Origin of the sequence: Streptomyces sp. NPDC014676 (genome assembly GCF_043084105.1) — a bacterium.
Classification (GTDB): Bacteria; Actinomycetota; Actinomycetes; order Streptomycetales; family Streptomycetaceae; genus Streptomyces.
This window is the reverse complement of sequence record NZ_JBIBZI010000010.1, coordinates 216,698-237,434: the sequence shown is the minus strand read 5'-3', so window position 1 is coordinate 237,434 and position 20,737 is coordinate 216,698. Positions and strand designations below refer to the sequence as shown.

The following is a 20,737-nucleotide window of genomic DNA, read 5'->3' as shown; positions in this document are numbered from 1 at the left end:
CTCGCGTGTGGGTACGCGCCGGGCCGGCCCGCGGGGCGGAAAGGAGGCCGCACGCCGGGGCGGGGAAACACGCCACCCGTCCCGGTTTCACGGCACAGCACGGTGGTGCACCGGAACCGGCCGGGTCAAGGAATCCGGGCTCCCGGGACGCCGATTCAGGGGTTTCCCTGGAGAATGCGCAGCCGGGGAGTGCGTGCCCCGGTTCAACTTTTAGGGAAAACACGCGACTTCGCGCCGCCGCGGGCTCTCCGCTGGATTCGGCCGCGTTCCGCCGTGCACTCTCGAAAGGCCCCTGCCGTCCCGCGGAAAGCCGCGGCGACAAACCGATTCCGGGCCGTGGACCCGAAATGAACGACGGAAAGAAGGCTGACGGCATGCACCGTGCGCTGTGTCCGGTCGAAACGCTCTACGTGGGCCAGAGGAGCAGGGCCTTCCTGTCCTGCGCCTTGCGCGGAGCCGTGGACGTCGCGGCGCTGTCGGCCGCGTTCGACGCCCTGACGGAGGCGAACCCGCCGCTGCGGTCCCGCATCGAGCAGGACGGAGCGGGTCACGTGCTGCGCGTCCTCGGTGAGGACGAACGGCCGCGGCTGGTCACCCGGACCGGCGACGCGGAGGAGGCCTACGCGGCGGAGCTGAACAGGCCCCTCCCGGTCGGGGGCCCGCTGAGCCGTGCCGTCCTGGTCAGCGCGCCGGACGGCGAGAGCCACCTGTTCGCGCTGGTGGTGGACCACACCGTCACCGACGGCCACAGCAGCATCGCGCTGCACAACGCGCTGTGGGACCGCTACCGGGCGCTGGTCGACGGGGAGCCCACCGCCGGGGCCGCCGGTCCGGACCTCCCGCGCTGGTCCGAGCCCGTCAGCCGGCTGCTGCCTCCGGCCGACGACGCCGACACGGCGAAGTACCTCGACGGCCGTCTCGAACAGATCCGGCGGCACCCGGTCGAGCTGGTGCCGTACGACGCCGTCACCGGCGAAGGTGCCGACGCGGACGGGCACATCGAGGTCCGCAGGCTGACCCTGGACGCGGACCTCACCTCGCGGCTGCGCCGGACGGCGCGCGGCTCGGGCGTCTCCGTGCACGCCCTGGTCGCCGCGGTGCTGCTGGCCACGGCCCGGCGACGCCTGGACGGCGACGGATCCCGCACCCTCGGCTGCCTCTCCCCCGTCGACCTGCGCTCCCGGCTGTCCCCGACGCTGCCCGCCTCCGTCCCGGTGCCCGCGGTCACCACCCACCTGCAGACCCTGGAGGTGTCCGAGGCCTGCGAGCCGCTGGAGCTGGCGCGTGCCGTGCACGCCCGCCTGGGCGACTTCCTCTCCCGCGGTGACCACTTCCACGAGATGCGCATCACGCCGGAGATCCCACGCAATCCCGCTCTGCAGCTGGCCACGGTGATCGCCACCAACATGGGCGTCGTCCCCGGCCCGCGGCTGCCGAGCGGGCTGCGGGCGGTCGACGTGCGTCTGGTGCCGGCCCGCGAGCACTACTTCCCGCAGGCGGGACGCAGCCCCGTCATGGCGTGCGTCGTCTCCTTCGAGGGCCGGCTCTCCATCGAGTTCCCGCACTCCACCGCCTGTTACAGCCCGTCCTTCATGCGGGCGTTCCGCGACGACGTGCGTGCCGGGCTCCTCGGTTTCGCGACCGCGGCGGAGCCCGGGGACGCCCGCGCCGCCACCGGCTGACCACGGCCCCCGCGCCACTTCCGCCCCTGCCCGCCCGGCTGTCGTAAGGAAGCACTGCCGACATGACCACCGTCAGCGAACTCCCCTCTCCTCTGACGCTGCTCCCCCGAGCCCAGGCGGGCGACGAGCACGCGATGAACCGCCTGCTGACCGGCATCACGCCCTACGTCGCGCGCATCTGCAGGTCCATCACCCACGACGACGGTGCCGACGCCACGCAGGAGGCGCTGCTCGCCGTCTACCGCGGCCTGGGTTCCCTGCGCGAACCGGCGGCGTTCTACGGCTGGGTGCGCTCGGTGACGGTCCGTGAGGCCGTCCGCACCGCCAAGCGCTACGGCGAGGAACGCTGCTGTTCCGAGGTGGAGTCACGGCAGGAGGCGAACCCTCTGGACGCGGTGCACATCAGCGACGTGCTGGAGCGTCTGTCCCGGGCGCACCGGCAGGTCCTCACCCTGCGCGCCTACGGGCTCAACGAGGAGGAGATGGCCGAGGTGCTCGCCCTGCCCGTGGGCACCGTCCGCTCCCGTCTCTTCAGGGCCCGCCGCCGGTTCCAGGAGGCGTGGCAGCCCTCGGCGGCGTGACGCCGGCACCGGTTCCCGGGGCCGGACCCGCGCGAAGGCGGCTGTGGCGGTGCGTCACCGCCACAGCCGCCGCGCGGGCCCGGCTACCGCACGCGTTCCGGGAGGACGCGCGGGGGCCACTGGCCCGCGGCGAACATCCCGAGCGCGTGCGCCCGCGCCACCAGGGCGGGACGGTTGGACACGTCGAAGCGCCGCAGCATCTGCCCGACGCGGTACTCGATTCCCTGACGGCTCAGATAGAGACGGGAGGCCAACTGCACCGTGGACTCGCCACTCGCCACACCTTCCAGGACCTGCGCGTCGAGGGCGTCGAGCATGGGTCCGGCGGAAACCGCGCCTTCGGACCGGCGCAGAAAGACGATGAAGCCGGCCATGTCCCCCGAAGGTTTCCTGACGGCGACTCCGGTGATTTCCGCCTGGAAATCCCGGCCGGTGCCGTCCTTGCCCGTCACCCTTTCCCGGAATCGCCGGCTGCTTCCCGAGGAAAGCGCGGTGAACTTCTCTCTCAGCCGTGCGGGAACGGGTGAGCGGAGAAGGTCGAGCAGACCGTACCCGCATATGTCGTCGGCGCTGAGTCCGAATGGGCGGGCGAATCCGGGGTCCGCGGCCGTGACGACCAGGTCTTCGGGGGACACGTGGGCTCTACAGGTGTCCGCCGGGGCCGCACCGCCCGGCGCGCCGTTTCCGGTCGGGGCGCGGCGGGCGGGGGCAGCCGCAGCGGCGGCTTTCTTGTTCTTGCGGGGTGAGGCGTCGGGGAAACTCGTGGTCGCCACGGACGTACCGTCCTTCTTCCTGCGCGTGGGGCCGGGAAGGGTGAGCGGACGCGGAGCGGACCGGTGCGCCGTGCCTGGGTGTCGACGAGCGTCCGGGGACGGCACGTGCCACCTCGTCGGTGGCCGGTGCCGGTGTCCGCGTCGTCCCGGGTCGGCCGGCGGCGGGGCGCCGGACTCCCGGGTCGGTCAGGGTGAGCAGAGGAAGCGGCGCCGGGGCGGCCGGCGCCCGACTACCGTGGATAACGTTGTCACAGCCGGTCGATCTCGGTGTCCGGTCCCGGCGGGGAACCACCGGGCGGACCGGCGGGCCGCATGTCCGGCCTTCGCGAGGGACCCGGTCGGGAGCCGCGCAGCACAAAAACCTCCGCATGACGAAGAAGGGATCGCATTGAGGGGGCGCTCTCGAGATTAAGGGTCGGCAACCCATGTGGCAAGGGTTTGCCAGACGACCTCGGCAGCCTGGCAACTCTCTTGCGATCGGGCCGCTTTCGGGCAGCGCGGAGCCCGATCCAAACTCTTCCCGCGGAGTCGTACGCCGCCTCGACAATGGCCGGTTGACCTGCGCTTAACGGCTTGTAGCCCCTTGCTGAGCTCCATAGAGTGTTGACAACCCACGCGCCCGACCGGGCAGGCGGGGACCACGACACCTGTTGAACGCGCCACGGAACAAGAGGGGGAGATGCTCGAACAGCCGCATTTCGGCCGTCGGCTGAAGAGGCTTCGGCTGGCGCGGGGCCTGAGCCAGGCCGGCCTCGTCGGCGAAGGCATGTCGACGGGATACCTGTCACGTCTGGAGTCCGGTGACCGGCGTCCCACCGAGCGCGCCGTGTCCTACCTCGCCCACCGGCTCGGCGTCGACACGTCCGCCCTGGCCGACCCTCCGGACGGCAGGTCCCTGACCGGGGTACTGGCCGCCGTGGCCTCGGCTCCGCCCGGAGCGGACGACACGGCCGCTCTCAGCCGCGCGGTCGAGGAGGACGCGGGCGAGGATCCCGCCGCCCGCTGGCAGGCCCTGTGGCTGCTGAGCCGCGCCGCCGGCCATGACGGCGACTACGAGCTGGAGCGCACGCGGCTGCTGGAACTCATCGAGCTGAGCGATCTGCTGGAGGCGCCGGAACTCCGGGCCCGGTCGCGCGTCCGGTACGCCCGCTGCGCACGCGCCCTGGGCGACATGCGCACGGCCGAACCGGCGGCCGTGGAGGCGCTGTCCGTCGCCCGCGCCGCGGAACTGGGCGTGTCCGACACGCTGGCCGCCCTGATGGTGCTGATCGGCATCGAGACGGAACTCGGCAGGCTGGAGACGGCCGGCCGGCACGTCGCCGAACTGGAGCGGGATCTGCTGCCCATGGCCGCATCCGCCCAGGCGGCCGAAGCGTTGTGGACGGCCGCCGTGGTCAGCAACCGCCAGGGTGACGACGCGACCGCCCGGGCCAGGCTGGACACCGCCCTGGGTCTGCTGAAGGGCAAGGACGACCTGGCCCTGTGGACCCGGCTGCGGGCCGCCGCCACCGCCGCCGCGCTGCAGATGTCACCGCCCGGCGTGACCGCCGCCGAGCGCTGGCTGGGCGAGGCCGCCTCCGTCCTCCACCTGATCGGCACCCCTGTGCAGCTCCAGGAGCTGCGGGCGCTCCAGGCCCATCTCGCCTTCCATCAGGGCCGGCTGGACGACGCCCGGGCCCTCAGCCGGGCCCTGCTCACCGAGGAGGACCTGCGTCTCTCCTACCGTGACCGGGTACGGCTGTCGGTCCTCGACGGCCGGCTGATGATCCTGGCGGGCCGTGCCGACGAGGGCGTCGCCGTACTGCAACGGCTCGGGCGGCAGGCGACGGAGGCCGGGAACCTCGACCTGGCGGCCCACATCTGGCAGGCCCTGGCCACTACCCTGGCCGATGTCCGTTCCCCCGAGGAGCGGACGCGGACACCGGAGCGGGGCGGCTCCGGACGCCACCGCGCCTCCGGCTCCTGACCGGACCGCGCACGCCCGGCGCCTCGTGCGCGGGCCGTGTTCGCGGGGTGCGGCCGTGCGACCCGCGGCATCCGCCCGGACCGCCGCCGGCGCCGGAGTCGTGGTGGCACGGTTCACCGGCGGTGTACGGACACATCGTTCCGGACGCCTCGAACCGACACCCGGCCGGCTTGACCAAAGACATAGGGGCACCTCCGGGCAACACCCGTCGGTGCCTACTCTCCGGACGCCGCCGCCAGCCAGGTCCGCCAGACATGGCGCGTGTTGGGCACCTCGGGACGGTCCAGGATCCAGAGAACGTATCCGGCATGGCGCTGCGCCCATGGGTTGTCCGAACGGGCGGCTTTCTCAAGCCTGCCGCGCAGGTCCTCACTGTCCACGGCGCGGGCCACGCGCACGTACTCGCGGTCCTTGCAGCGGTAGGGCCGCTGAACGACGGTCTCGACCAGTTCCACAAGCCTGTTCCTGACCGCCTCATCGTGGTGAACGGCAGCCATGTACCGAATGAGGTCCTCCTTCGTGCCCCACGACTTGGCGTACCGTGTCCACTCCCGCGGGTATCCCGCCTCCCACTCCAGGAAGCACAGCGCGTAGGGAAGACCCGGCCATGTGCTGATGCCGGGACCGGCCGGCCGGTCCCACAACGCGCCCGGCAGCGAATACCTCAGGGCCTTCTCGTAGTTTCTGTGCGCCGCCTGCCGTCCCGGCGCATACCGGCGACGCCACGCCCTGTTGTACCGGTCCAGAGCGTCCTGGACGTTCCTCTCGGCGTCGGTCAGACGGACGAGCGCCGCAGCACGTTCAGCCGGATCGCTCGCTGTCAGCCCGAACGCCCACCCCAGCCGCTCGTGCCACACGTCGGCACCCTCCACGCTCACGCCCGTATCCACGTCCCTCTTCACCCGGCAGATCATGCCCTGCCCAAGCCACCATCGCCTTCGTTTATCCCGGTCCCGCACAGCACCGTCCGACGTCGGCGGGCACGGTGACAAGCCCCCCTGTCTTCATGACAAATCCGGGAGGCCGGCGCGGCCGGCACCTGGGCACGGTCCGAGTACGGCTTCAGGGTCTGCGGGTGTTCGGCTCCGAAGGTCCTGCCGGAGACCGGCAGCGCCGCATCGTAGGTCGCGAGTGCCTCGGCGTGGCGCGGACGGACCTCGGCGACAGCCCCATCGGACCTCTCGACTTGTACGACAGACCCGGACGGGTGGGCGGAAGGGCCGAAACTCGGTCAACCCGGCCCGGATGGCGGGATACTCGTGTCGACTCGTTGTCGGGACGACCAGGGAGTGGGCCGGTGAAATCTGCCGTAGGTGCGGGCCGTCGGGGTGGGCGGCATGTGGTGGTCGTGGGCGGGAGCCTCGCGGGGCTGCTCGCGGCGCATGTGCTGGCCGGGCATGCCGACCGGGTGACCGTCGTCGAGCGGGACCGGTTCCCGGGCGGTGCCGAGCCGCGGTCCGGGGTGCCGCAGGGGCGCCACCCCCATGTACTGCTGCAAGGTGGGCAGGTGGCCGTGGAAGCGCTGCTGCCGGGCTTCCTCGCGGAGTTGCGGGAGGCGGGCGCGCCGCGGGTGGGCATGCCGTCGGACCTGGTGCTCTGGCAGGCCGGGCGCTGGTTCCGCCGGGTGGCCGCCTCCACGCACATCTACACCGGGTCCCGCGCGCAACTGGAGGGGCTGGTACGGCGGCGGGTTCTCGCCAACCCGCTGATCGGCACCCTGGAGGGCACCGATGTCGTGGGACTCCTCGGTGACGCCTCGCGGGTGCGGGGCGTGCTGCTGCGGGAGCGGTCCGGGGACACGCGCGCGGAACCCCGGGCGCTGGAGGCCGACCTGGTCGTCGATGCCTCCGGCGCCGGTACGAAGGCCCCGCAGTGGCTCGCCGCGATCGGCGCCGCGGCCCCGCACGAGGAGACCCTCGACACGGGGATCGCCTACGCCTCCCGTGTCTACCGCGGCCCGAAGGGGGTTCTCGACGGCGCGACCGTCGGTTACTACGTCTATCCCGGCCCCTCCCAGCCGCACGGCGGCGGTGCGCTGCCCTTGGAGGACGGCACCCACCTGGTGATCGTCTCCGGGCTGCGCGGCGACGAACCGCCCACGGACGAGGACGAGTTCGTGACGTACGCCAAGCGGCTGGGCCATCCGCTCCTGGACCGCTGGATGGACGAGGCCGAACCGCTCTCCCCGCCATTCGGCTACCGGCGCACCGCCAACGTCCGCCGCCGCTACGACCTGCCCGGCGCACCGGCTGGATTCCTCGCCACCGGTGACGCGCTGTGCACCTTCAACCCGATCTACGGCCAGGGCATGGCCGTCGCCGCGATGAGCGCGGTCGCCCTGCGTGACGCGCTCGCCGATCCACGCCGTACGCCCACGACCCGGCGCGTGCAGCGGGCGTTGCTCACGGCGTCCCGGCAGGCGTGGGACATCTCCGCCGGGGCGGACCGCAAGATGCCGGGTGCCCTGGGCAACGCCCTCGACGGCGGTCCCGCGGACCGGGTCGCGGACTGGTACCTGCGCCGGGTCCAGGAGAGGGCACCCGGCGACCCGGTCGTGGGCGACGCCTTCCGTGCCGTACTGATGCTCGCCCGGCCCGTCTCCGCGCTGTTCGCTCCGCCGGTGGCCCGCGCCGTCCTCTTCGCCCGGCCGGCACCGACGCCGACGGAGCCTCCCGCGGCACCGGAGGGGCCCGGGGTCCGGGCGGGCCGGGTCCGGGCCGACGAACGACGCTGATCCAGACCTCTTCCGGGTTCTCCGGCATGACCGGAGCATGAAGGAAGCGCATCTGCCGACCACTTCCTTGCCCTCACGGGCACCGCCCGCACCCTCATCCGCGCCGTGGACCCGGTGGTCTCCCGCCGCGGTAATTCGATGGCGCGCGCGAAGACGTGTGATCACCCTGGTCCAGTGACAGAACCCAAGTACCGGATCCGAGCCCTGCACACGGACCGCACGATCACCGTCTACCAGGCGTACTCGCCGGCGATCGGTCCGGCGGCGGCCCGGGACGGCCGCTTTCCGGCGGAGTGGAAGCGGGACCGCATGACGTGGGTCATCAAGCCGCGTTCACAGACCCTGTCCGTGGCAGGTCATCGAGCGGGTGAGAGATACGCCTAGCCCTGTGAGCCGGCGTGCCCGTCCTTCGAGGGAACGTGAGGGACGGCGGAGCGGGGGTCGAAGCCGGCGAAAGCCAAGCCGATCACGAAACCCGCCACCTCCTCCAACTGGCGGACACGATCCAGCGGTCCCAGAGTCAGCGGTACTCCGTTGACAGCACGGACCAGTTCACCGACGACGTGCAGAGCGGTCGAGTCGTCGCCGCACATCGCCACCGTCACACGGGACTGACCATCACGGGGTGGGCTCGTCCACTGGTCAGCGGGAAAGAGATGAAACGCCTTCACGACCAGGGATCCCGGAGCGAGTCCGGCGATCCTCCCCGCCATCGCCTCGCCGGGTTCGGTGAGCAGAGTGCCGACGCCATGCGTAACGGCGTTCGTGGGGTCGATCAGCGGCACTCCTTCGAGTACGCCGTCGGACGCGCCCGCCATTCCCAGCATCTCTTCGACACCGTCCCGGGAGACGGCCAGGAGCACCGCATCGCGCCCGGTGGCCGCCTCACGCGGTGCGACAGCGAGCACTTCGTGGTCCAGCCGCTCAGCGAGTTTCTCCGCCTTGACCCGCGACCGTCCGCCGATCACCACCTCATGTCCCGCACGTGCCCAGCCCTCACCCAGGGCCGCCGCCAGTGTGCCTGTTCCCAGGATTCCGATGCGCATGTGTCCGTGCCTCTTCCCTAGTGGTCGGTCGAGTGGTCACGGTAGGGAAGGCGTTACGCACCGATCAGTGCGCGACCGGCGCGCGATGATGGACGGTGAGATGACTGATCATGAGGCTCACTGCTACGAGTTGGTCGCCGATTGCCGTTTACGCGCGGCCACCGACCTCTTCGCCCATACCTGGGATCCCGTCGTGCTGGCGGCGCTCCGTTTGGGACCGCGCCGACGGCGCGAGTTGCGTGCCGCCATCGGCGGCCTCAGCGACAAGGTTCTGACCGACTCCTTGCACCGCCTGCTCACGAGCGGACTGATCGAGCGCCATGCCCACGCCGAGGCGCCGCCACGTGTCGACTACGCCCTGACCGGCTTGGGGCAGAGCTTGGTCGAGGGCCCGATGCTGGCGCTGGGACACTGGGTGATCGAGCATGGTGACGAACTTCTTGAGGCCCAGGAGTGCGGCCGCAAGAGGTCTGTGAGCGAGGCTTGACGTGGGTCATCAGGCCGCGTTCACAGACTGCAAGGGCACGCGCTTGAGCGCCGGGCTGCATCAACTCCGTTGGGCGAGCCTGCCGGAATGTGGATCATGGAGCCGTGACGAAGTGGATGAAGAAGGCGGCTCCGGTCGAACAGTCGGAGTGTGAGCCCGAGCTTTCGGCGTACCAGCAGGCGATGCGGGACCGGCTTCTCGCGGCCCCCGTGGTGCCCGCTCCTGAGCCTTGGCGGCCCGTCTTCGAGTACACATACGGCGTTGCTGTCGGCGGACTGCTCGGGATCGGTTTCGCGACGCATCCCGACAGTGGTCACGATCTGGTGATGGTCGTCTCCTCCGACGGTCACGGTCTCTTCGACGCCGTCACCGGGGAGAAGATCGCCAGGGACCGCGATCCCGACCCCGAGGACAGCACCCCCGATGCGGTTGCAGATCTGTCCTGCCCGGGGCTGGGGCCGATCACCGGAAGCCGCGTGCGCATCGCGGGGCTCTTCGGCGGAGGGCTGCACACCACCACCGGGGACGGCTGGACCCTGGAGGTCGTCACACCGGCCTGGCCGAACGACCGTGTCCTACTGTCCAGCGACGGCGGGCTGCCCCACGCCGGTCCGTACGGAGAGCAGTGGTGGCACATCTTCCACGCGAACTACTCCACACTCCGCACAGTCGGCTTCTCGCCTTCCGGACGCACCATCGCCGTGGCGACGAGCAGCGACCTCTCCCTGTGGACACGGGGGACGGCGACCCGTGTCCGCTCCCCGTGAGAAAGGACGGCGATGGACGAGGACGAGAGCCTGCGCCGATACGGTCTGTACCCCGTCGGGGTGGACCTCGAGGAGGTGCGGAGTCTGCTCACCGCGCGTGCCCGGCTGGCGGAGTGCGCACAGGGCGACGGGGACACGGAGCTGATGAGACGGTGCTGCGTTCAGTTGTTCAACGCCGGGAGTCCCGACGACGTGCTGCTCGTCTGACAGGCCAAGACCGCCAGTACGGACGCCGACTGCTCGATCGACATCCAGTTGCCGTGCGGAGGCGGACTGCCCAGGACCAAGGCGTATCTGCCGGAACAGCGCTCACCCGAAGCCGACGCGGCGCTGCGACGACTGAACCTCTGTGAGGCAGCCGGCGACTTCGAGGGCTTCTCCGTCGAGGCGCACGCCGCCCGGCACGCCGCCTACTACGCGCCCTGATGCGGGACCGGCCCCCGCCGGGCGATCTCCCTTCTCGCGGGTCCGGCCGGTGGGGCATGATGCTCAGTCGTCGACAGGACAGGGGTCCCGCCCGCGCCGTACCCACGGACGCCTGAGAGGATGCCGCATGACCCACTACCTGCGATTCTTCTTCGAGGCGGGCGTAGACACCCCCCTGTGGCCGGAGGAGGTGGACAGCCCGTACGGCTACCCCTGCGAGCTGGACAGGCTGCCGATCAGCCCGGCCACCCGAGAGGAACTGGCGAAGTTGTCCGAGTGGTATCAGTCGTCGATCGACTGGAAGTATCCGCCGGACCCCTCGCCGTGGTCGGACGAGGAGCGGCAGGCCTTCAAGCAGCGGGCGCACACGGCCCTGGACACTCTGCGCCGTGAGCTGGGTACGGGCTGGACGGTCTGGGACGAGAGCCTGCTCTGAGGGGAGTGGCGTCTCCGTCCGAGCGGTGATGGATCTCTGGCAGAAAGGGCTCATGAACACGGCTTGACGTGGATCAAGCCGTCCTTCCTGTGGATGATGTACCGCTGCGGGTGGGGCGGCAAGGAAGGCCAGGAGAGTGTCCTCGCCGTCGAGATCACCCGGGAGGGTTTCGAGTGGGCGCTGCGGCGCGCCTGCCTGTCCCACTACGAGCACGGGCTCCACACCGACCGCGTCACGTGGAAGCGGCAGTTGAGGCGGGCTCCCGCCCGGGTGCAGTGGGATCCCGAACGTGACCTGCGCCTCCAGCCGCTTCCGTACCGATCGCTCCAGCTCGGCCTCGCCGGTGAAGCCGCACACCTCTATGCCGACGAGTGGATCGTCTCCATAGCCGATGTCACACCGCTGGCCCGCGTGATCCACGCCCATGTACGGGACGGGGAACTGGACATCGCCCGGCGACTCCTGCCGCGTGAACGCCCCTACCCCGTGAGTGATGAGGATCTGGCCCACCTGCACCGGCAGGTCGGCACCGCCCATTGAGACGACTTCTCCTGCCGGATCCTCTGTGGCTTCCGGTGCCGCTTCGGAGGTGACGGGCGGGAGCAGCAGGCCGGCCACGCCTTCGAAGCCCCTTCCGGGCGGGTTCCCGCGCGGAATTCGCCGCCGACGGTGTGGGCTCGTTCGCGCATGCCCCATGATGCCGAAGCCCTGGCCCGGCGCGCCCGCGCAGGGGACGGCGGTGCGAGTCCGTACCGTTCCTCGTCGGGTCGACCGAGTGGTGTCCCCCGCCGCGCTTCCGGTACCGCCGCCGTCTGATGAGCGCGCACGGCTGCCGGGCCGAAACGGCCGTCCGTTTCGCGGTCCGGGACCGGATCACCGGCTGTAGGGCTGGAGGAGCTGGTCGACGGGCGCGTAATCGTCGGTGAGCAGTGGGGCGTCGCCGATCCAGGACGTGAGGTCGTCGCCCGTGGAGATTTCCCAGCCGGTCTTCCGGGCGTCCAGTGCTTCCCGCATCGCGCGCAGGTCGATCGTTCGATCGGAGGCGACCATCACCAGATTGCCTCCCTCGGGGGTGGTGCTCGGCCCGAGGCCGATGTCACCGGGTTCGCCGAGGAGGGCAACGTGCTCGAACGTCTCGCTCAGCGTGGCTGCTTCGGCACGTGCGAAGGCCAGATCACCGTGATCGATGAGGTTGGCGACGTACAGACCGTCCTCGTCGAGCACCCTCCGCACATCGGTCATCGCTTCCACCGTGGTGAGGTGCCACGGGACGCTGACGCCGCCGAAGGCGTCGCCGACGACGAGGTCGCGGCTGCCCGTGTCGAGTCGCCGCAGGCCCAGGCGGCCGTCCTCGGCGCGTACGTCGATATCGTGTTCCGGCCTCAGACCGAGTCGGTCGCGGTCGATGCGCACGACCCCGCTGTCGATCTCTGACACCAGACTGCGCGTTCCGGGGCGCGTGGCGGCGAGGTAACGGGGCAGGGTGAGTCCGCCGCCGCCCAGGTGGTGGGCGGCGAGCGGCTCCCCTCCGGGAAAGGCGGCATCGACCACCGACGCGATGGCACGCACGTACGTGAACTTCAGGAACGTCGGGTCGTCGACGTCGACGTAGGAATGCCGCACGCCGTCCAGGAGGAGGATGCGGCCGCTGTCCCGGTCGGGGTCGGCGACAACCCGTGCGCAGTGGTACCTGGTTTCGATGTCGCAGCCGCCCGGCGCGACCATGGTGGCGAGGCCTCCGGCGACGACCACCAGCGTCAGGGCAGGGGTGCCGCTCCACCCGCGCATCCGCCATGCGAGCAGCGCCGAGCCGACCACCAGCAGTGTTCCCAGACCGATCAGGATGCCGCTGACCGGTAACCGCGACACGAGGACGAAACCGGTCAGGACGGTACCGAAGATGGCACCGGCGGTTCCCACGCCGGACAGCCGGCCGACGACCGTTCCGGTTTCGGCGAGGCTGGTGAGTCGCAGCTTGGTCACCATGGGCGTCACCGCGGACAGCAGAGCACCCGGCACGAGGATGGTCAGCGACGCGATCAACAAGAGCACCGCGGGTGCCCGCTCCGCGGTGCCGCGCAGCACGGCGGGGGTGAGCGCCACGACCGCTCCCGACACTCCCAGCGAGGGGCCCAGGAGCCGGCGCGGATCGACCTGATCGGCTATGCGTCCGCCCAGCCATGAGCCCAGAGCGATCGCTGTGAGGGCGATGCCGATCACCATGGTGCTGGTCTCGAGGGTGAGGCCCAGGTAAGGAGCCAACAATCGCAAGGCGACGATCTCGACCACCAGGACCGCGGCCGATGACCCGAACACGAGCACGGCGGCACCACGCGGACCCAGGCCGTGGTGTCGAGGCGCGCCCCCGGCGACAGGCGGGGAAGGCAATCCGGTCACGGGCGACATCCTTCCATGCGACTCGCCGGCCGAGCGCCGCAGCGGAAATCCCGCGGTGTTCAGGGTGTCTGACGGGGTGCCGCATGGTCGGCGGTGATACGCCGGCCCCCCTGTTCGTCGATCACGGTCGTGTCGTTCTCCGCTGCGGCACGCCGCATTCGGCTGGGATCCCGCTGAGGACGCGGGCGGTGCGTTCGTCCTCGTCCCGTACGTCGAGAGGTCCTCGGAGCGCGGATGTGCCGCCGCGGCAGCCCTGGTCCCCGGTCGGGCATCCGCTCGCCGGCGCCGGCGTCCTTCGCGTCGACGAGGCGGGCCGCGTGCGGATCTCGCGGGTGGTTCGGTCACGACGACCTCGCCCGCCCGCCCCTCCGGAATCCATGGCTGCGCACCGACGGCGCGAGTGACGGCGGGCCCGCGCGTCACCCCGGGGATCGGGCTACCGCTCCGGAGCCCCGGTGTGCCGGCGGCGCACGGCGAGGGCCGCGATGTCGTCGTCGAGCTTTCCGCCCGCGTAGTGCAGCAGGTCCGCGTGCAGCCGGTCCAGCAGCTCACGGGGCGGTGTCCGGTTGTGCTGCCGCGCCCAGTCCGCCAGCGGGAAGAACGCGCCGGTCCGGTCGCGGGTCTCCGTCACGCCGTCGGTGTAGAACAGCACCTGGTCGCCCGGGACGAAGGCGGTGGTGTCCACGTAGTAGTGGTCTCCCAGGAGCGCCGAGAGGTTCAGGGGGGTCGAGGCGAGGGTGGGCTCGAGGACGTGGATCTCCCCGCCGCGCACGAACACCGGGGGCGGATGACCGCAGTTGAGGATTCTGACGTGCCCGCCGCCGTGCGGGATCTCGGCGATCAGGGCGGTGGCGAAGTGCTCCGCCTGGTCATCGGCGGGGACCGCGGCGCTGTAGCGGGACATGGTGCTCTGGAGCCGACGGATGAGGGCCCTGAGGTCGGGCTGGTCGTACGCGTTCTCCCGGAAGCAGTTGATCACCGCGGAGGCGACCCCCACCGCCGACAGGCCCTTGCCGCGCACGTCGCCGATGAGCAGCCGGACTCCGTGCGGCGTGTCGACGACCTCGTAGAAATCGCCTCCGATCCGGGCCTGCTCCTGGGCCGCCAGATACAGCGACTCGATCTCGACGTCCTGGACTCGGTGCGGCAGCGGTCGCAGCAGCACCTTCTGAGCCGCGTCGGCGACGAGCCGGACCTGGAAGAGCGTCTCCTCCCGCTGAAGTCGCAGATGGCTCGCGTAGGCGGCCGCCAAGGTGACGGCGGCGATCGCGGCAGCCGTGTACGGCGTCCCCAGATCGGAGTAGATGAAGCTGAGGCTGATCATGACCAGCAGGCAGAACGTCCCCAGCAGGACTGTCGGGAGCACGGGCCACAGTGCCGCGGCGAGGGCGGGTGCCGCGGGCAGCAGACGGCTGAAGGCGATCCCCCTCGGCGTGGAGAGCGCCAGGCCGGCGATGAGGACGGTGACGATCACCGGCGACAGCAGCAGCACGGCATCCCGTCGGCCATCGTTCGGACGATGACGACGTCGGAGTCTTCCTGAGCCGATCACAAATGGGATTCTATCGGTATGATACGGGCATCGATCGGCGACAGCGCAGGTACTCGTGTCCGGTGACCAGCCCCTCGTACGGTTCTCCGGCACGGCCGGACGGCAGCCCACGGGGCTTCCTCACCCGTCGTGGGGCCGCGACGGGCTCCGTCAGGAAACCGGCACCGCGGCCCGGCAGCCGGGGCACAGGCCCCAGAACGTGACGGCGGCCTCCTGGGTGTCGTACTCCTCCGGAAGCCGTGGCTCCATGCAGGGTGCCGCGCCCACCACGCACTCCACGTCACGGATGGAACCACAGGCGCGGCACACGAAGTGGTGATGGTTGTCGTGGCGCTCGGTCTCGTAGCGGGTGGGGTGTCCCGCGATCTGGGTGGTTCGGACCAGGCCTGCGTCCGTGAGGGCACGCAGCACGTTGTAGGTGGCCTGCAGGGACAGGCTGCCGGTGATCCGCTGAGCGCGCTCACGCAGGGTGTCGGCGTCGAGGTGACCACCCGAGTCGGAGACCGCCGTCAGCACGGCCATGCGCGGAGCGGTCACTCGCATGCCCGCCGCGCGCAGCCGTTCGGCGGCCAGGGCCATCGGCTCGTCGGCCGTACCGGACGCCGTCATGCCGCCTCACCCTTCGCGTCACCGTCGAGACCGGGCGCGCAGGAGCCGCCGGAGAGCTCGAACCACACGCTCTTGCCCTCGGCCCCGCCCTCACAGCCCCAGCGTGCGGCCAGCATGTCCACGAGGGCGAGTCCGCGACCGCTCTCGTCCTCCGGGCCCGCGTCGGCCGGGCGGGGAAGGTCCGCGGTGCCGTCGCTGACCAGGCAGCGGAGGTCGGACACCCGCTCGAGGGTGAGGCGCAGCGGACCGGAGGCATGACGCAGTGCGTTGCTCACCAGCTCGCTGACCAGCAGTTCGGCGGTCGGTACGAGGTCGTCCAGACCCCACTGCGGCAGCACGTCACGTATGACGGTCCTCGCCGAGGAGCACGCGGTCGGCGACCACGGCAGGGACCAGGGCCCGCCCACGAACGATTCCACGCGGGTCTCGGCCGCCGCACCGGACGGCAGGGCGGTAGTCGATCGCTGAGGGCCGGGGACGGCCACATCGGCGATCGTTCCACCGGGGAGGGTCTCCCGGGGAGCTGTGCGATCCATAAGGGCGTGCTTTCGAGGACGGTGGCAATCTCTCCTACGACCGTACGCCTTTTCTTGAATCGGTCAAGATTGCGGATAAGGTCCTTTTTCATGACTGAGTACAGTTTCCGGCGCATGTACTGCGGCCGTCGCCCCACAGTGCCGGCCGGGCGGGGTGACAGTCGGCGGCAGGGCTCCGCCGGCGGTCGATCAACCGCCGTGGCGGCTGCGCAGGCCCTCCGGGCCCGCGGTGCGAGGGAAGGGGAGCCGGTCGTTCCCCGCCACGGCGCGCGTGATCCCCGCCGGACGCGGGAACGTCGGCTTCGCTTCCCCGGGGCACCGTTGACGCGCGTAGCTCATTGCCGCACGCTGGGCTCCGGTTGTTGTCGACTCGACGGTCGGGAGGCCGGAATGCTCAGACGCGCGTCACGCCCGCTTCTCTCATTTGTCATGCTCATGACTTTCATGGTGGCCGGGGTGGGCACCACCACCGGAACCGCGCACGCCGACTCCTGTTACAGCTGGAACCGCGCCCTCTCCCAGGGATCCTCCGGCAGTGACGTGACCCAGCTCCAGATCCGGGTCGCCGGCTGGGTGACCTCCGGCGAGCGGCTCTCCTACGACGGCCAGTACGGCGCGCGGACCGCCGCCGCCGTCAAGAAGTTCCAGGCCGCGTACGGACTGAGCGCGGACGGGGTCGCCGGACCCGCGACCTTCAGCAAGATCTACGCTCTCCAGGACGCCGACTGCACGCCCGTCCACTTCAGCTATGCCGAACTCAACAAGTGCAACTCCGACTGGTCCGGCGGCGCGGTCTCCGCGGCCACCGCCAAGTCGAACGCGCTCAAGACCATGTGGAAGCTGGAGGCGATGCGGCACGCCCTCGGCGACGTCCCGATCACCGTCTCCAGCGGCTTCCGCTCCCGCGCGTGCAACAACGCCGTCGGCGGTTCCGCCACCAGTCGCCACCTCTACGGCGACGCGGCCGACCTCGTGGGCTCGCCGTCCCTGTGCCGCCTCGCCCAGCAGTCCAGGACGCACGGCTTCTCGGAGATCCTCGGCCCGGGCTACCCCGGCCACAACGACCACACCCATGTGGCCTTCGACCCGTCGCCGTACTGGTCGGCTCCCACCTGCGGCATCTGACCCACCGAGAACGGACAGCGGGCGGGCCGGGCGGCCTCGCGCCGCCCGGCCCGCTCTCCGGGTGCGGGCCCGCTGCCGCTGTCTCCCACCGGGGCAGCGGCTGCCGGCGGTGTCGGGCGGGCGGTCAGTCGGGGACGGAGTCCACGGTGGCGTAGCTGGGCAGTACCCGGTCGGTCCCGGTCAGCGCCAGCATGCGGCGTACGCGTTCGCCGGGTGCGATCAGCGCCAGCCGGGCGCCGGTGTTTCTGGCCGTGCGGTAGGCAGCGATCAGGCAGGTGAGCCCGGTGGAATCCAGAAAGGCGACACCGGACAGGTCCACCAGCACGCTCTGGCCGCCGGTGAGCAGCAGTGGCCGCAGGACGTCGGCGAGCCGCGAGGCGGTGTGCAGATCCAGGGCGCCCTCGGCCGTGACGAGGTGTCGGCCGGCGCCCAGGGGGCGGGTGTGCACCCGTAGGGCGTCCCGCTGATCGTCGGGGGCGGGCCGGTCGGTGCTCATGGCCGCTTCTTTCCGCAGGGGCCGCGGTTCACGGCGTCAGCTCCTGCTGGTGGCCGCCGCGCCACTCGATGAGCAGGACGGTGGCGTCGTCGTCGAGCTTGCCGTCGTGGTGCTTCATGACGGCGGCCATCAGCCGGCGCAGGGTCTCGTGCAGGGTGTGCCGGCCGGAGTGGTGACGCAGGATGAAGTCGACGAACCGGTCCCGGCCGAACTCCGTTCCGTACCTGTCGCGGGCTTCGACGATGCCGTCGGTGTGGAGCAGCAGGCGGTCCCCTGGTTCGAGCTGGTCGATGGCCGTGGTGACCGGCAGGCCGAGGTCGGCGCCCATGGGGCCGGCCGGGGGGCAGGCCAGTTCGGTGACCCAGCGGTTGCCGCGGATCAGGATCGGCAGGTGATGGCCGCGGTTGATCCACGTCAGCCGGCCCGTATCCATGTCCAGGTGGGCGAGGATGCCGGTGATGTAGCGGCTGGTGCTGAACTGCTCGATCAGGGTCTGCTCCACCTGCCGGCTGGTCTCCGTCAGCGAGGCTCCCTGCCGGCGGGCGTTGCGGCAGGCGGCCACGGCGACGTTGGCGGTGATGCCGGCGGTGGTGTCGTGGCCCATGGCGTCGAAGACGCTCAGGTGGAGGGTGCTGCCGGTGACCGCGTAGTCGAAGGCGTCCCCGCCGATCTGGTAGGCAGGCTCCATCACCGCGCCCACGGTGGTGTCGTGGCCGGCGTAGGCAGGCGGCGGAGTGAGGTTCCGCTGCATCTCCGCGGCCACGTTCATCGGCTCGGTGCGCGTCAGACGCGCGTAGGAGTCACTGAAGGACCGCTTGCTCAGCAACAGCAGGGCCGTCATCGACGCCAGGTCGCGCAGAGCCTGCCGGACGGGTTCGGTGTCGGTGTCGGTATCGGCCCGCAGCACCCCCAGGCGCTCCACCCCGTCGGTGACGGCCACCCACCACCGCCGCCCGCCCGGACGGTCACCCGCCCCGTCCCGTTCGGATTCGGGGAGCAGTTCCACGCGCTGGTAGGCCCGGCCGGGCAGACTGCCCGAAACGGTGAACTCCTGCCCGCCGCCCCCGGCATCCGCTCCCTGACCGGTGAGCCGGCGCAACACCGTCTCCCGGATGTCGACCACGAAGACCGCCACGTCGTGCATGCCCGCCACGGCGGCATGCTCGGCGATCATCCCCGGAAGCTGTTCGAGCGTGACCGTATGACCGGCCTGCATCAGCCGCATCAGCGACACAGCACTGTTCTCGGTCACACCCCTGGTTCCCTCGCCGGGCAGGCGCGCACGCCATGGTCGGATACGCCACTCCGGGACTCCTTCATGGCCCGCCTCTTTCATGGCCGCTCATGTAGTACCCATCCTCGGACACCAGGCGGGCACCCGCTCCCGGACAGCACGCGCGGCCCGGCATTCCCTTCTCCTACGAGGCCCTCCACCACTCCGGCCGGGTGCACTCCGTCTGCCCGGGCGCCGGCCGCAGCGGCTTCCACGCGGGTTTCCGGGACGTGCACGGCGACCGTGTCATGACCGGCGTCGCGAGCCACGGGGCACATCGGTCTGCCGGCACGGGGATCACCGCGCGGGCACCGTGCCTCGCTCGGGCGGTCGCGGATCGCGTGCGGGGCGAGCGAAATCGCCTTTCGTGGCGGGTCGTCGACGGCTAGGGTCCGGATGCGGTGAGTCATCCACGAGGAGCTGAGACATGGTCGGTTTTCCGAGCGCGCGTTGACGTCGTCGGCCGTGAGCGGCCTGTCATCGCGTGCTGCCCTTGATGTCGCGGCACAGCGAGCCTTTCCCCGCCTGAACCGCCGGTGCGCCCTCCGTGTGCCCGGTGGCGGGTCTCGTTGTCGGCAACCCGAGGGAATACCGTGCCGTCCGCTTCCTCCGCCGTATCCGATTCCGGTCGACCCGTTCCGTCAAGCCTGTGGCGGGACGCCGGCTTCCGCAGACTCTGGACGGGGCAGACCGCCTCCCAGCTCGGTGAACACGTAAGTCTGGTGGTTCTGCCGCTCTTCGCCGTCCTGACCCTCGACGCCGGTGCCGGCCGACTGGGCGTCCTTCGCGCGGTGGGGCAGGCACCGGTCCTGCTGCTCTCGCTCTTCGTCGGCGCGTGGGTGGACAGGTGGCGCACCCGCACGACGATGGTGCTCACGGACGCCGGCCGGGCCCTGGCCCTGGGCGCTGCCGCCGTGGCGGGCCTCTTCGGCTGGTTGGGCCTGCCCGCCCTGTTCGCGCTCGCCTTCGCCGTCGGGGCCCTGTCCGTGTTCTTCGACGTGGAGTACCAGACGTCCCTCGACCGGACGCACCTCGTAGCCGAGCTCCGCCGCGTACGCCACGGTGGGCGTGGCGGACCAGGCCGGGCCCTCGGGGCGTTCGCCCTTCGGCGCGAACGGGCTGGGCAGCAGACTCGTGTCCGGCTCCGCCCACTTGTCCTTGCCGACCTTCACCTCGACAGGTCGACGTGCGAGAGGTCGACCAGCCAGGAGCCGGGCAGCTTCGCATCGAACACCGGCGCCTTGACGTGCTCCGGCGCGCCGAGGCCGACGACCAGGCCGTTGGCTCCGGCGGCGAAGGCCGTGTTCACGTCGATGCCGACCAGGTGCCGCAAGGTGCACTCGGCCTCGGTCATCGGCCGCGCCCAGTCGTACGCCTCCTCGAACAGCTTCTCCGCCGGGCCGCGAACGTGGAAGCGCGGCAGGTCCGCCAGGAGGGGATGTCCCTCGGGGGCCTCACACGGGGCGCAGTCCACCGGGTCCTTGCCCAGCGAGCCGGGGTTGTGCCGGAGTGCCGACGGCCGTCGGCGTCGGGCTCGGAGGCGCGGGTCGGCAGGTGCAGGGCGGTCATCAGCTCCAGGCCGGTGACGGCGGTGGAGCCACGCGGCGTCATCACCCGGGAGGCGTACACGCCCAGGGTCCGGGCGGGATCCGCCGGCGGGAGCTGCCCGGCCTCGCCCCAGTGGCGGGAGTCGAGCGCGTGCCAGGGCGGGATGCACAGCTGCACGCAGGCTCGCTCGGAGCCCTGCGCGGGGCGGTAGATCCGCGCCCACGGCCCGAAGCCGCGCTTCGTCGACTACAGCATGAAGCGTACGGATTGAGTACGAGTCGAGTACGGACCGAGTACGGGTCG

Annotated in this window: 19 protein-coding genes and 4 pseudogenes; 13 read left to right on the top strand and 10 right to left on the bottom strand. The window is 71.1% G+C overall.

What is annotated here, in order from left to right; all coding sequences use genetic code 11:
• The first annotated feature begins 374 nt into the window (after positions 1–374).
• Both ACF1DX_RS26845 and ACF1DX_RS26840 read left to right on the top strand, forming a co-directional pair.
• Positions 375–1,682 carry a condensation domain-containing protein gene (locus tag ACF1DX_RS26845; RefSeq protein ID WP_391793772.1) on the top strand — a complete coding sequence of 436 codons (1,308 nt, stop codon included), beginning with the start codon at positions 375–377 and terminating at the stop codon, positions 1,680–1,682.
• A gap of 62 nt (positions 1,683–1,744) precedes the next feature.
• Complete coding sequence (locus ACF1DX_RS26840) at positions 1,745–2,263, top strand: RNA polymerase sigma factor (protein ID WP_391793694.1); 519 nt, start codon at positions 1,745–1,747, stop codon at positions 2,261–2,263.
• An 83-nt stretch (positions 2,264–2,346) separates the two neighbouring features.
• Here the strand turns inward: ACF1DX_RS26840 and ACF1DX_RS26835 are convergent, their stop codons facing one another.
• On the bottom strand, positions 2,347–3,036 hold the full coding sequence (locus tag ACF1DX_RS26835) for a PAS domain-containing protein (protein ID WP_391793693.1): 690 nt from the start codon (positions 3,034–3,036) through the stop codon (positions 2,347–2,349).
• Between the two features lie 679 nt (positions 3,037–3,715).
• Here ACF1DX_RS26835 and ACF1DX_RS26830 point away from each other — a divergent pair.
• On the top strand, positions 3,716–5,002 hold the full coding sequence (locus ACF1DX_RS26830) for a helix-turn-helix domain-containing protein (RefSeq protein WP_391793692.1): 1,287 nt from the start codon (positions 3,716–3,718) through the stop codon (positions 5,000–5,002).
• A 215-nt stretch (positions 5,003–5,217) separates the two neighbouring features.
• Here the strand turns inward: ACF1DX_RS26830 and ACF1DX_RS26825 are convergent, their stop codons facing one another.
• Entirely contained in the window at positions 5,218–5,904 is a 687-nt protein-coding gene (locus ACF1DX_RS26825) for a hypothetical protein (protein WP_391793691.1), read from the bottom strand.
• A 446-nt stretch (positions 5,905–6,350) separates the two neighbouring features.
• On the opposite strand from ACF1DX_RS26825, the gene ACF1DX_RS26820 reads away from it, so the two are divergent.
• Positions 6,351–7,736 carry an NAD(P)/FAD-dependent oxidoreductase gene (locus ACF1DX_RS26820; RefSeq protein ID WP_391793771.1) on the top strand — a complete coding sequence of 462 codons (1,386 nt, stop codon included), beginning with the start codon at positions 6,351–6,353 and terminating at the stop codon, positions 7,734–7,736.
• Between the two features lie 138 nt (positions 7,737–7,874).
• Positions 7,875–8,066, top strand: a pseudogene (locus ACF1DX_RS26815) (DUF4291 family protein); the annotation flags it as partial.
• 50 nt (positions 8,067–8,116) lie between these two features.
• Here ACF1DX_RS26815 and ACF1DX_RS26810 read toward each other — a convergent pair.
• A complete protein-coding gene (locus tag ACF1DX_RS26810; RefSeq protein WP_391793690.1) occupies positions 8,117–8,782 on the bottom strand; it encodes an NADPH-dependent F420 reductase in 666 nt (221 codons plus the stop codon).
• 67 nt (positions 8,783–8,849) lie between these two features.
• On the opposite strand from ACF1DX_RS26810, the gene ACF1DX_RS26805 reads away from it, so the two are divergent.
• From ACF1DX_RS26805 to ACF1DX_RS26780, 6 genes and pseudogenes are all read left to right on the top strand, one after another.
• On the top strand, positions 8,850–9,269 hold the full coding sequence (locus ACF1DX_RS26805) for a winged helix-turn-helix transcriptional regulator (RefSeq protein WP_391793689.1): 420 nt from the start codon (positions 8,850–8,852) through the stop codon (positions 9,267–9,269).
• Between the two features lie 104 nt (positions 9,270–9,373).
• Positions 9,374–10,036 carry a hypothetical protein gene (locus tag ACF1DX_RS26800; RefSeq protein ID WP_391793688.1) on the top strand — a complete coding sequence of 221 codons (663 nt, stop codon included), beginning with the start codon at positions 9,374–9,376 and terminating at the stop codon, positions 10,034–10,036.
• A gap of 12 nt (positions 10,037–10,048) precedes the next feature.
• On the top strand, positions 10,049–10,243 hold the full coding sequence (locus ACF1DX_RS26795; RefSeq protein ID WP_391793687.1) for a hypothetical protein: 195 nt from the start codon (positions 10,049–10,051) through the stop codon (positions 10,241–10,243).
• Between the two features lie 48 nt (positions 10,244–10,291).
• Complete coding sequence (locus ACF1DX_RS26790) at positions 10,292–10,462, top strand: hypothetical protein (protein WP_391793686.1); 171 nt, start codon at positions 10,292–10,294, stop codon at positions 10,460–10,462.
• Between the two features lie 127 nt (positions 10,463–10,589).
• Positions 10,590–10,898, top strand: coding sequence for a hypothetical protein (locus ACF1DX_RS26785; RefSeq protein ID WP_391793685.1), 309 nt, complete (start codon positions 10,590–10,592; stop codon positions 10,896–10,898).
• 63 nt (positions 10,899–10,961) lie between these two features.
• A pseudogene (locus ACF1DX_RS26780) lies at positions 10,962–11,438 on the top strand (DUF4291 domain-containing protein); the annotation flags it as partial.
• 333 nt (positions 11,439–11,771) lie between these two features.
• On the opposite strand, the gene ACF1DX_RS26775 reads toward ACF1DX_RS26780, so the two are convergent.
• From ACF1DX_RS26775 to ACF1DX_RS26760, 4 genes are all read right to left on the bottom strand, one after another.
• Entirely contained in the window at positions 11,772–13,295 is a 1,524-nt protein-coding gene (locus ACF1DX_RS26775) for a fused MFS/spermidine synthase (RefSeq protein WP_391793684.1), read from the bottom strand.
• Positions 13,296–13,731: 436 nt separating this feature from the next.
• Positions 13,732–14,787: a PP2C family protein-serine/threonine phosphatase gene (locus ACF1DX_RS26770; RefSeq protein WP_391793683.1), complete on the bottom strand. Its 1,056-nt coding sequence runs from the start codon at positions 14,785–14,787 to the stop codon at positions 13,732–13,734.
• Positions 14,788–14,997: 210 nt separating this feature from the next.
• Complete coding sequence (locus ACF1DX_RS26765) at positions 14,998–15,456, bottom strand: Fur family transcriptional regulator (RefSeq protein ID WP_391793682.1); 459 nt, start codon at positions 15,454–15,456, stop codon at positions 14,998–15,000.
• Entirely contained in the window at positions 15,453–15,992 is a 540-nt protein-coding gene (locus ACF1DX_RS26760; RefSeq protein WP_391793681.1) for an ATP-binding protein, read from the bottom strand. The genes ACF1DX_RS26765 and ACF1DX_RS26760 overlap by 4 nt, the downstream gene beginning before the upstream one ends.
• Positions 15,993–16,382: 390 nt before the next feature.
• Here ACF1DX_RS26760 and ACF1DX_RS26755 point away from each other — a divergent pair, with 390 nt between their 5' ends.
• The gene (locus tag ACF1DX_RS26755; RefSeq protein ID WP_391793680.1) at positions 16,383–17,117 is read left to right on the top strand and encodes a D-Ala-D-Ala carboxypeptidase family metallohydrolase; all 735 of its coding nucleotides are present in this window, start codon (positions 16,383–16,385) and stop codon (positions 17,115–17,117) included.
• A 124-nt stretch (positions 17,118–17,241) separates the two neighbouring features.
• On the opposite strand, the gene ACF1DX_RS26750 is transcribed toward ACF1DX_RS26755, so the two are convergent.
• The gene (locus ACF1DX_RS26750; RefSeq protein WP_391793679.1) at positions 17,242–17,613 is read right to left on the bottom strand and encodes an STAS domain-containing protein; all 372 of its coding nucleotides are present in this window, start codon (positions 17,611–17,613) and stop codon (positions 17,242–17,244) included.
• Between the two features lie 28 nt (positions 17,614–17,641).
• Positions 17,642–18,838, bottom strand: coding sequence for a PP2C family protein-serine/threonine phosphatase (locus ACF1DX_RS26745; RefSeq protein ID WP_391793770.1), 1,197 nt, complete (start codon positions 18,836–18,838; stop codon positions 17,642–17,644).
• Positions 18,839–19,479: 641 nt separating this feature from the next.
• Here ACF1DX_RS26745 and ACF1DX_RS26740 point away from each other — a divergent pair.
• Positions 19,480–19,911: pseudogene (locus ACF1DX_RS26740) on the top strand (MFS transporter); the annotation flags it as partial.
• Here ACF1DX_RS26740 and ACF1DX_RS26735 read toward each other — a convergent pair.
• Positions 19,903–20,677 (bottom strand): annotated as a pseudogene (locus tag ACF1DX_RS26735) (transcriptional regulator); the annotation flags it as partial. The pseudogenes ACF1DX_RS26740 and ACF1DX_RS26735 overlap by 9 nt on opposite strands.
• Positions 20,678–20,737 lie beyond the last annotated feature (60 nt).

Bases quoted from the DNA above. Each gene is read 5' to 3' on its own strand.
- ACF1DX_RS26810 (WP_391793690.1), bottom strand. From the start codon at position 8,782: ATGCGCATCGGAATCCTGGGAACAGGCACACTGGCGGCGGCCCTGGGT.
- ACF1DX_RS26840 (WP_391793694.1), top strand. From the start codon at position 1,745: ATGACCACCGTCAGCGAACTCCCCTCTCCTCTGACGCTGCTCCCCCGA.
- ACF1DX_RS26795 (WP_391793687.1), top strand. From the start codon at position 10,049: ATGGACGAGGACGAGAGCCTGCGCCGATACGGTCTGTACCCCGTCGGG.
- ACF1DX_RS26745 (WP_391793770.1), bottom strand. From the start codon at position 18,838: ATGCGGCTGATGCAGGCCGGTCATACGGTCACGCTCGAACAGCTTCCG.
- ACF1DX_RS26830 (WP_391793692.1), top strand. From the start codon at position 3,716: ATGCTCGAACAGCCGCATTTCGGCCGTCGGCTGAAGAGGCTTCGGCTG.
- ACF1DX_RS26760 (WP_391793681.1), bottom strand. From the start codon at position 15,992: ATGGATCGCACAGCTCCCCGGGAGACCCTCCCCGGTGGAACGATCGCC.
- ACF1DX_RS26750 (WP_391793679.1), bottom strand. From the start codon at position 17,613: ATGAGCACCGACCGGCCCGCCCCCGACGATCAGCGGGACGCCCTACGG.
- ACF1DX_RS26755 (WP_391793680.1), top strand. From the start codon at position 16,383: ATGCTCAGACGCGCGTCACGCCCGCTTCTCTCATTTGTCATGCTCATG.
- ACF1DX_RS26765 (WP_391793682.1), bottom strand. From the start codon at position 15,456: ATGACGGCGTCCGGTACGGCCGACGAGCCGATGGCCCTGGCCGCCGAA.
- ACF1DX_RS26845 (WP_391793772.1), top strand. From the start codon at position 375: ATGCACCGTGCGCTGTGTCCGGTCGAAACGCTCTACGTGGGCCAGAGG.
- ACF1DX_RS26785 (WP_391793685.1), top strand. From the start codon at position 10,590: ATGACCCACTACCTGCGATTCTTCTTCGAGGCGGGCGTAGACACCCCC.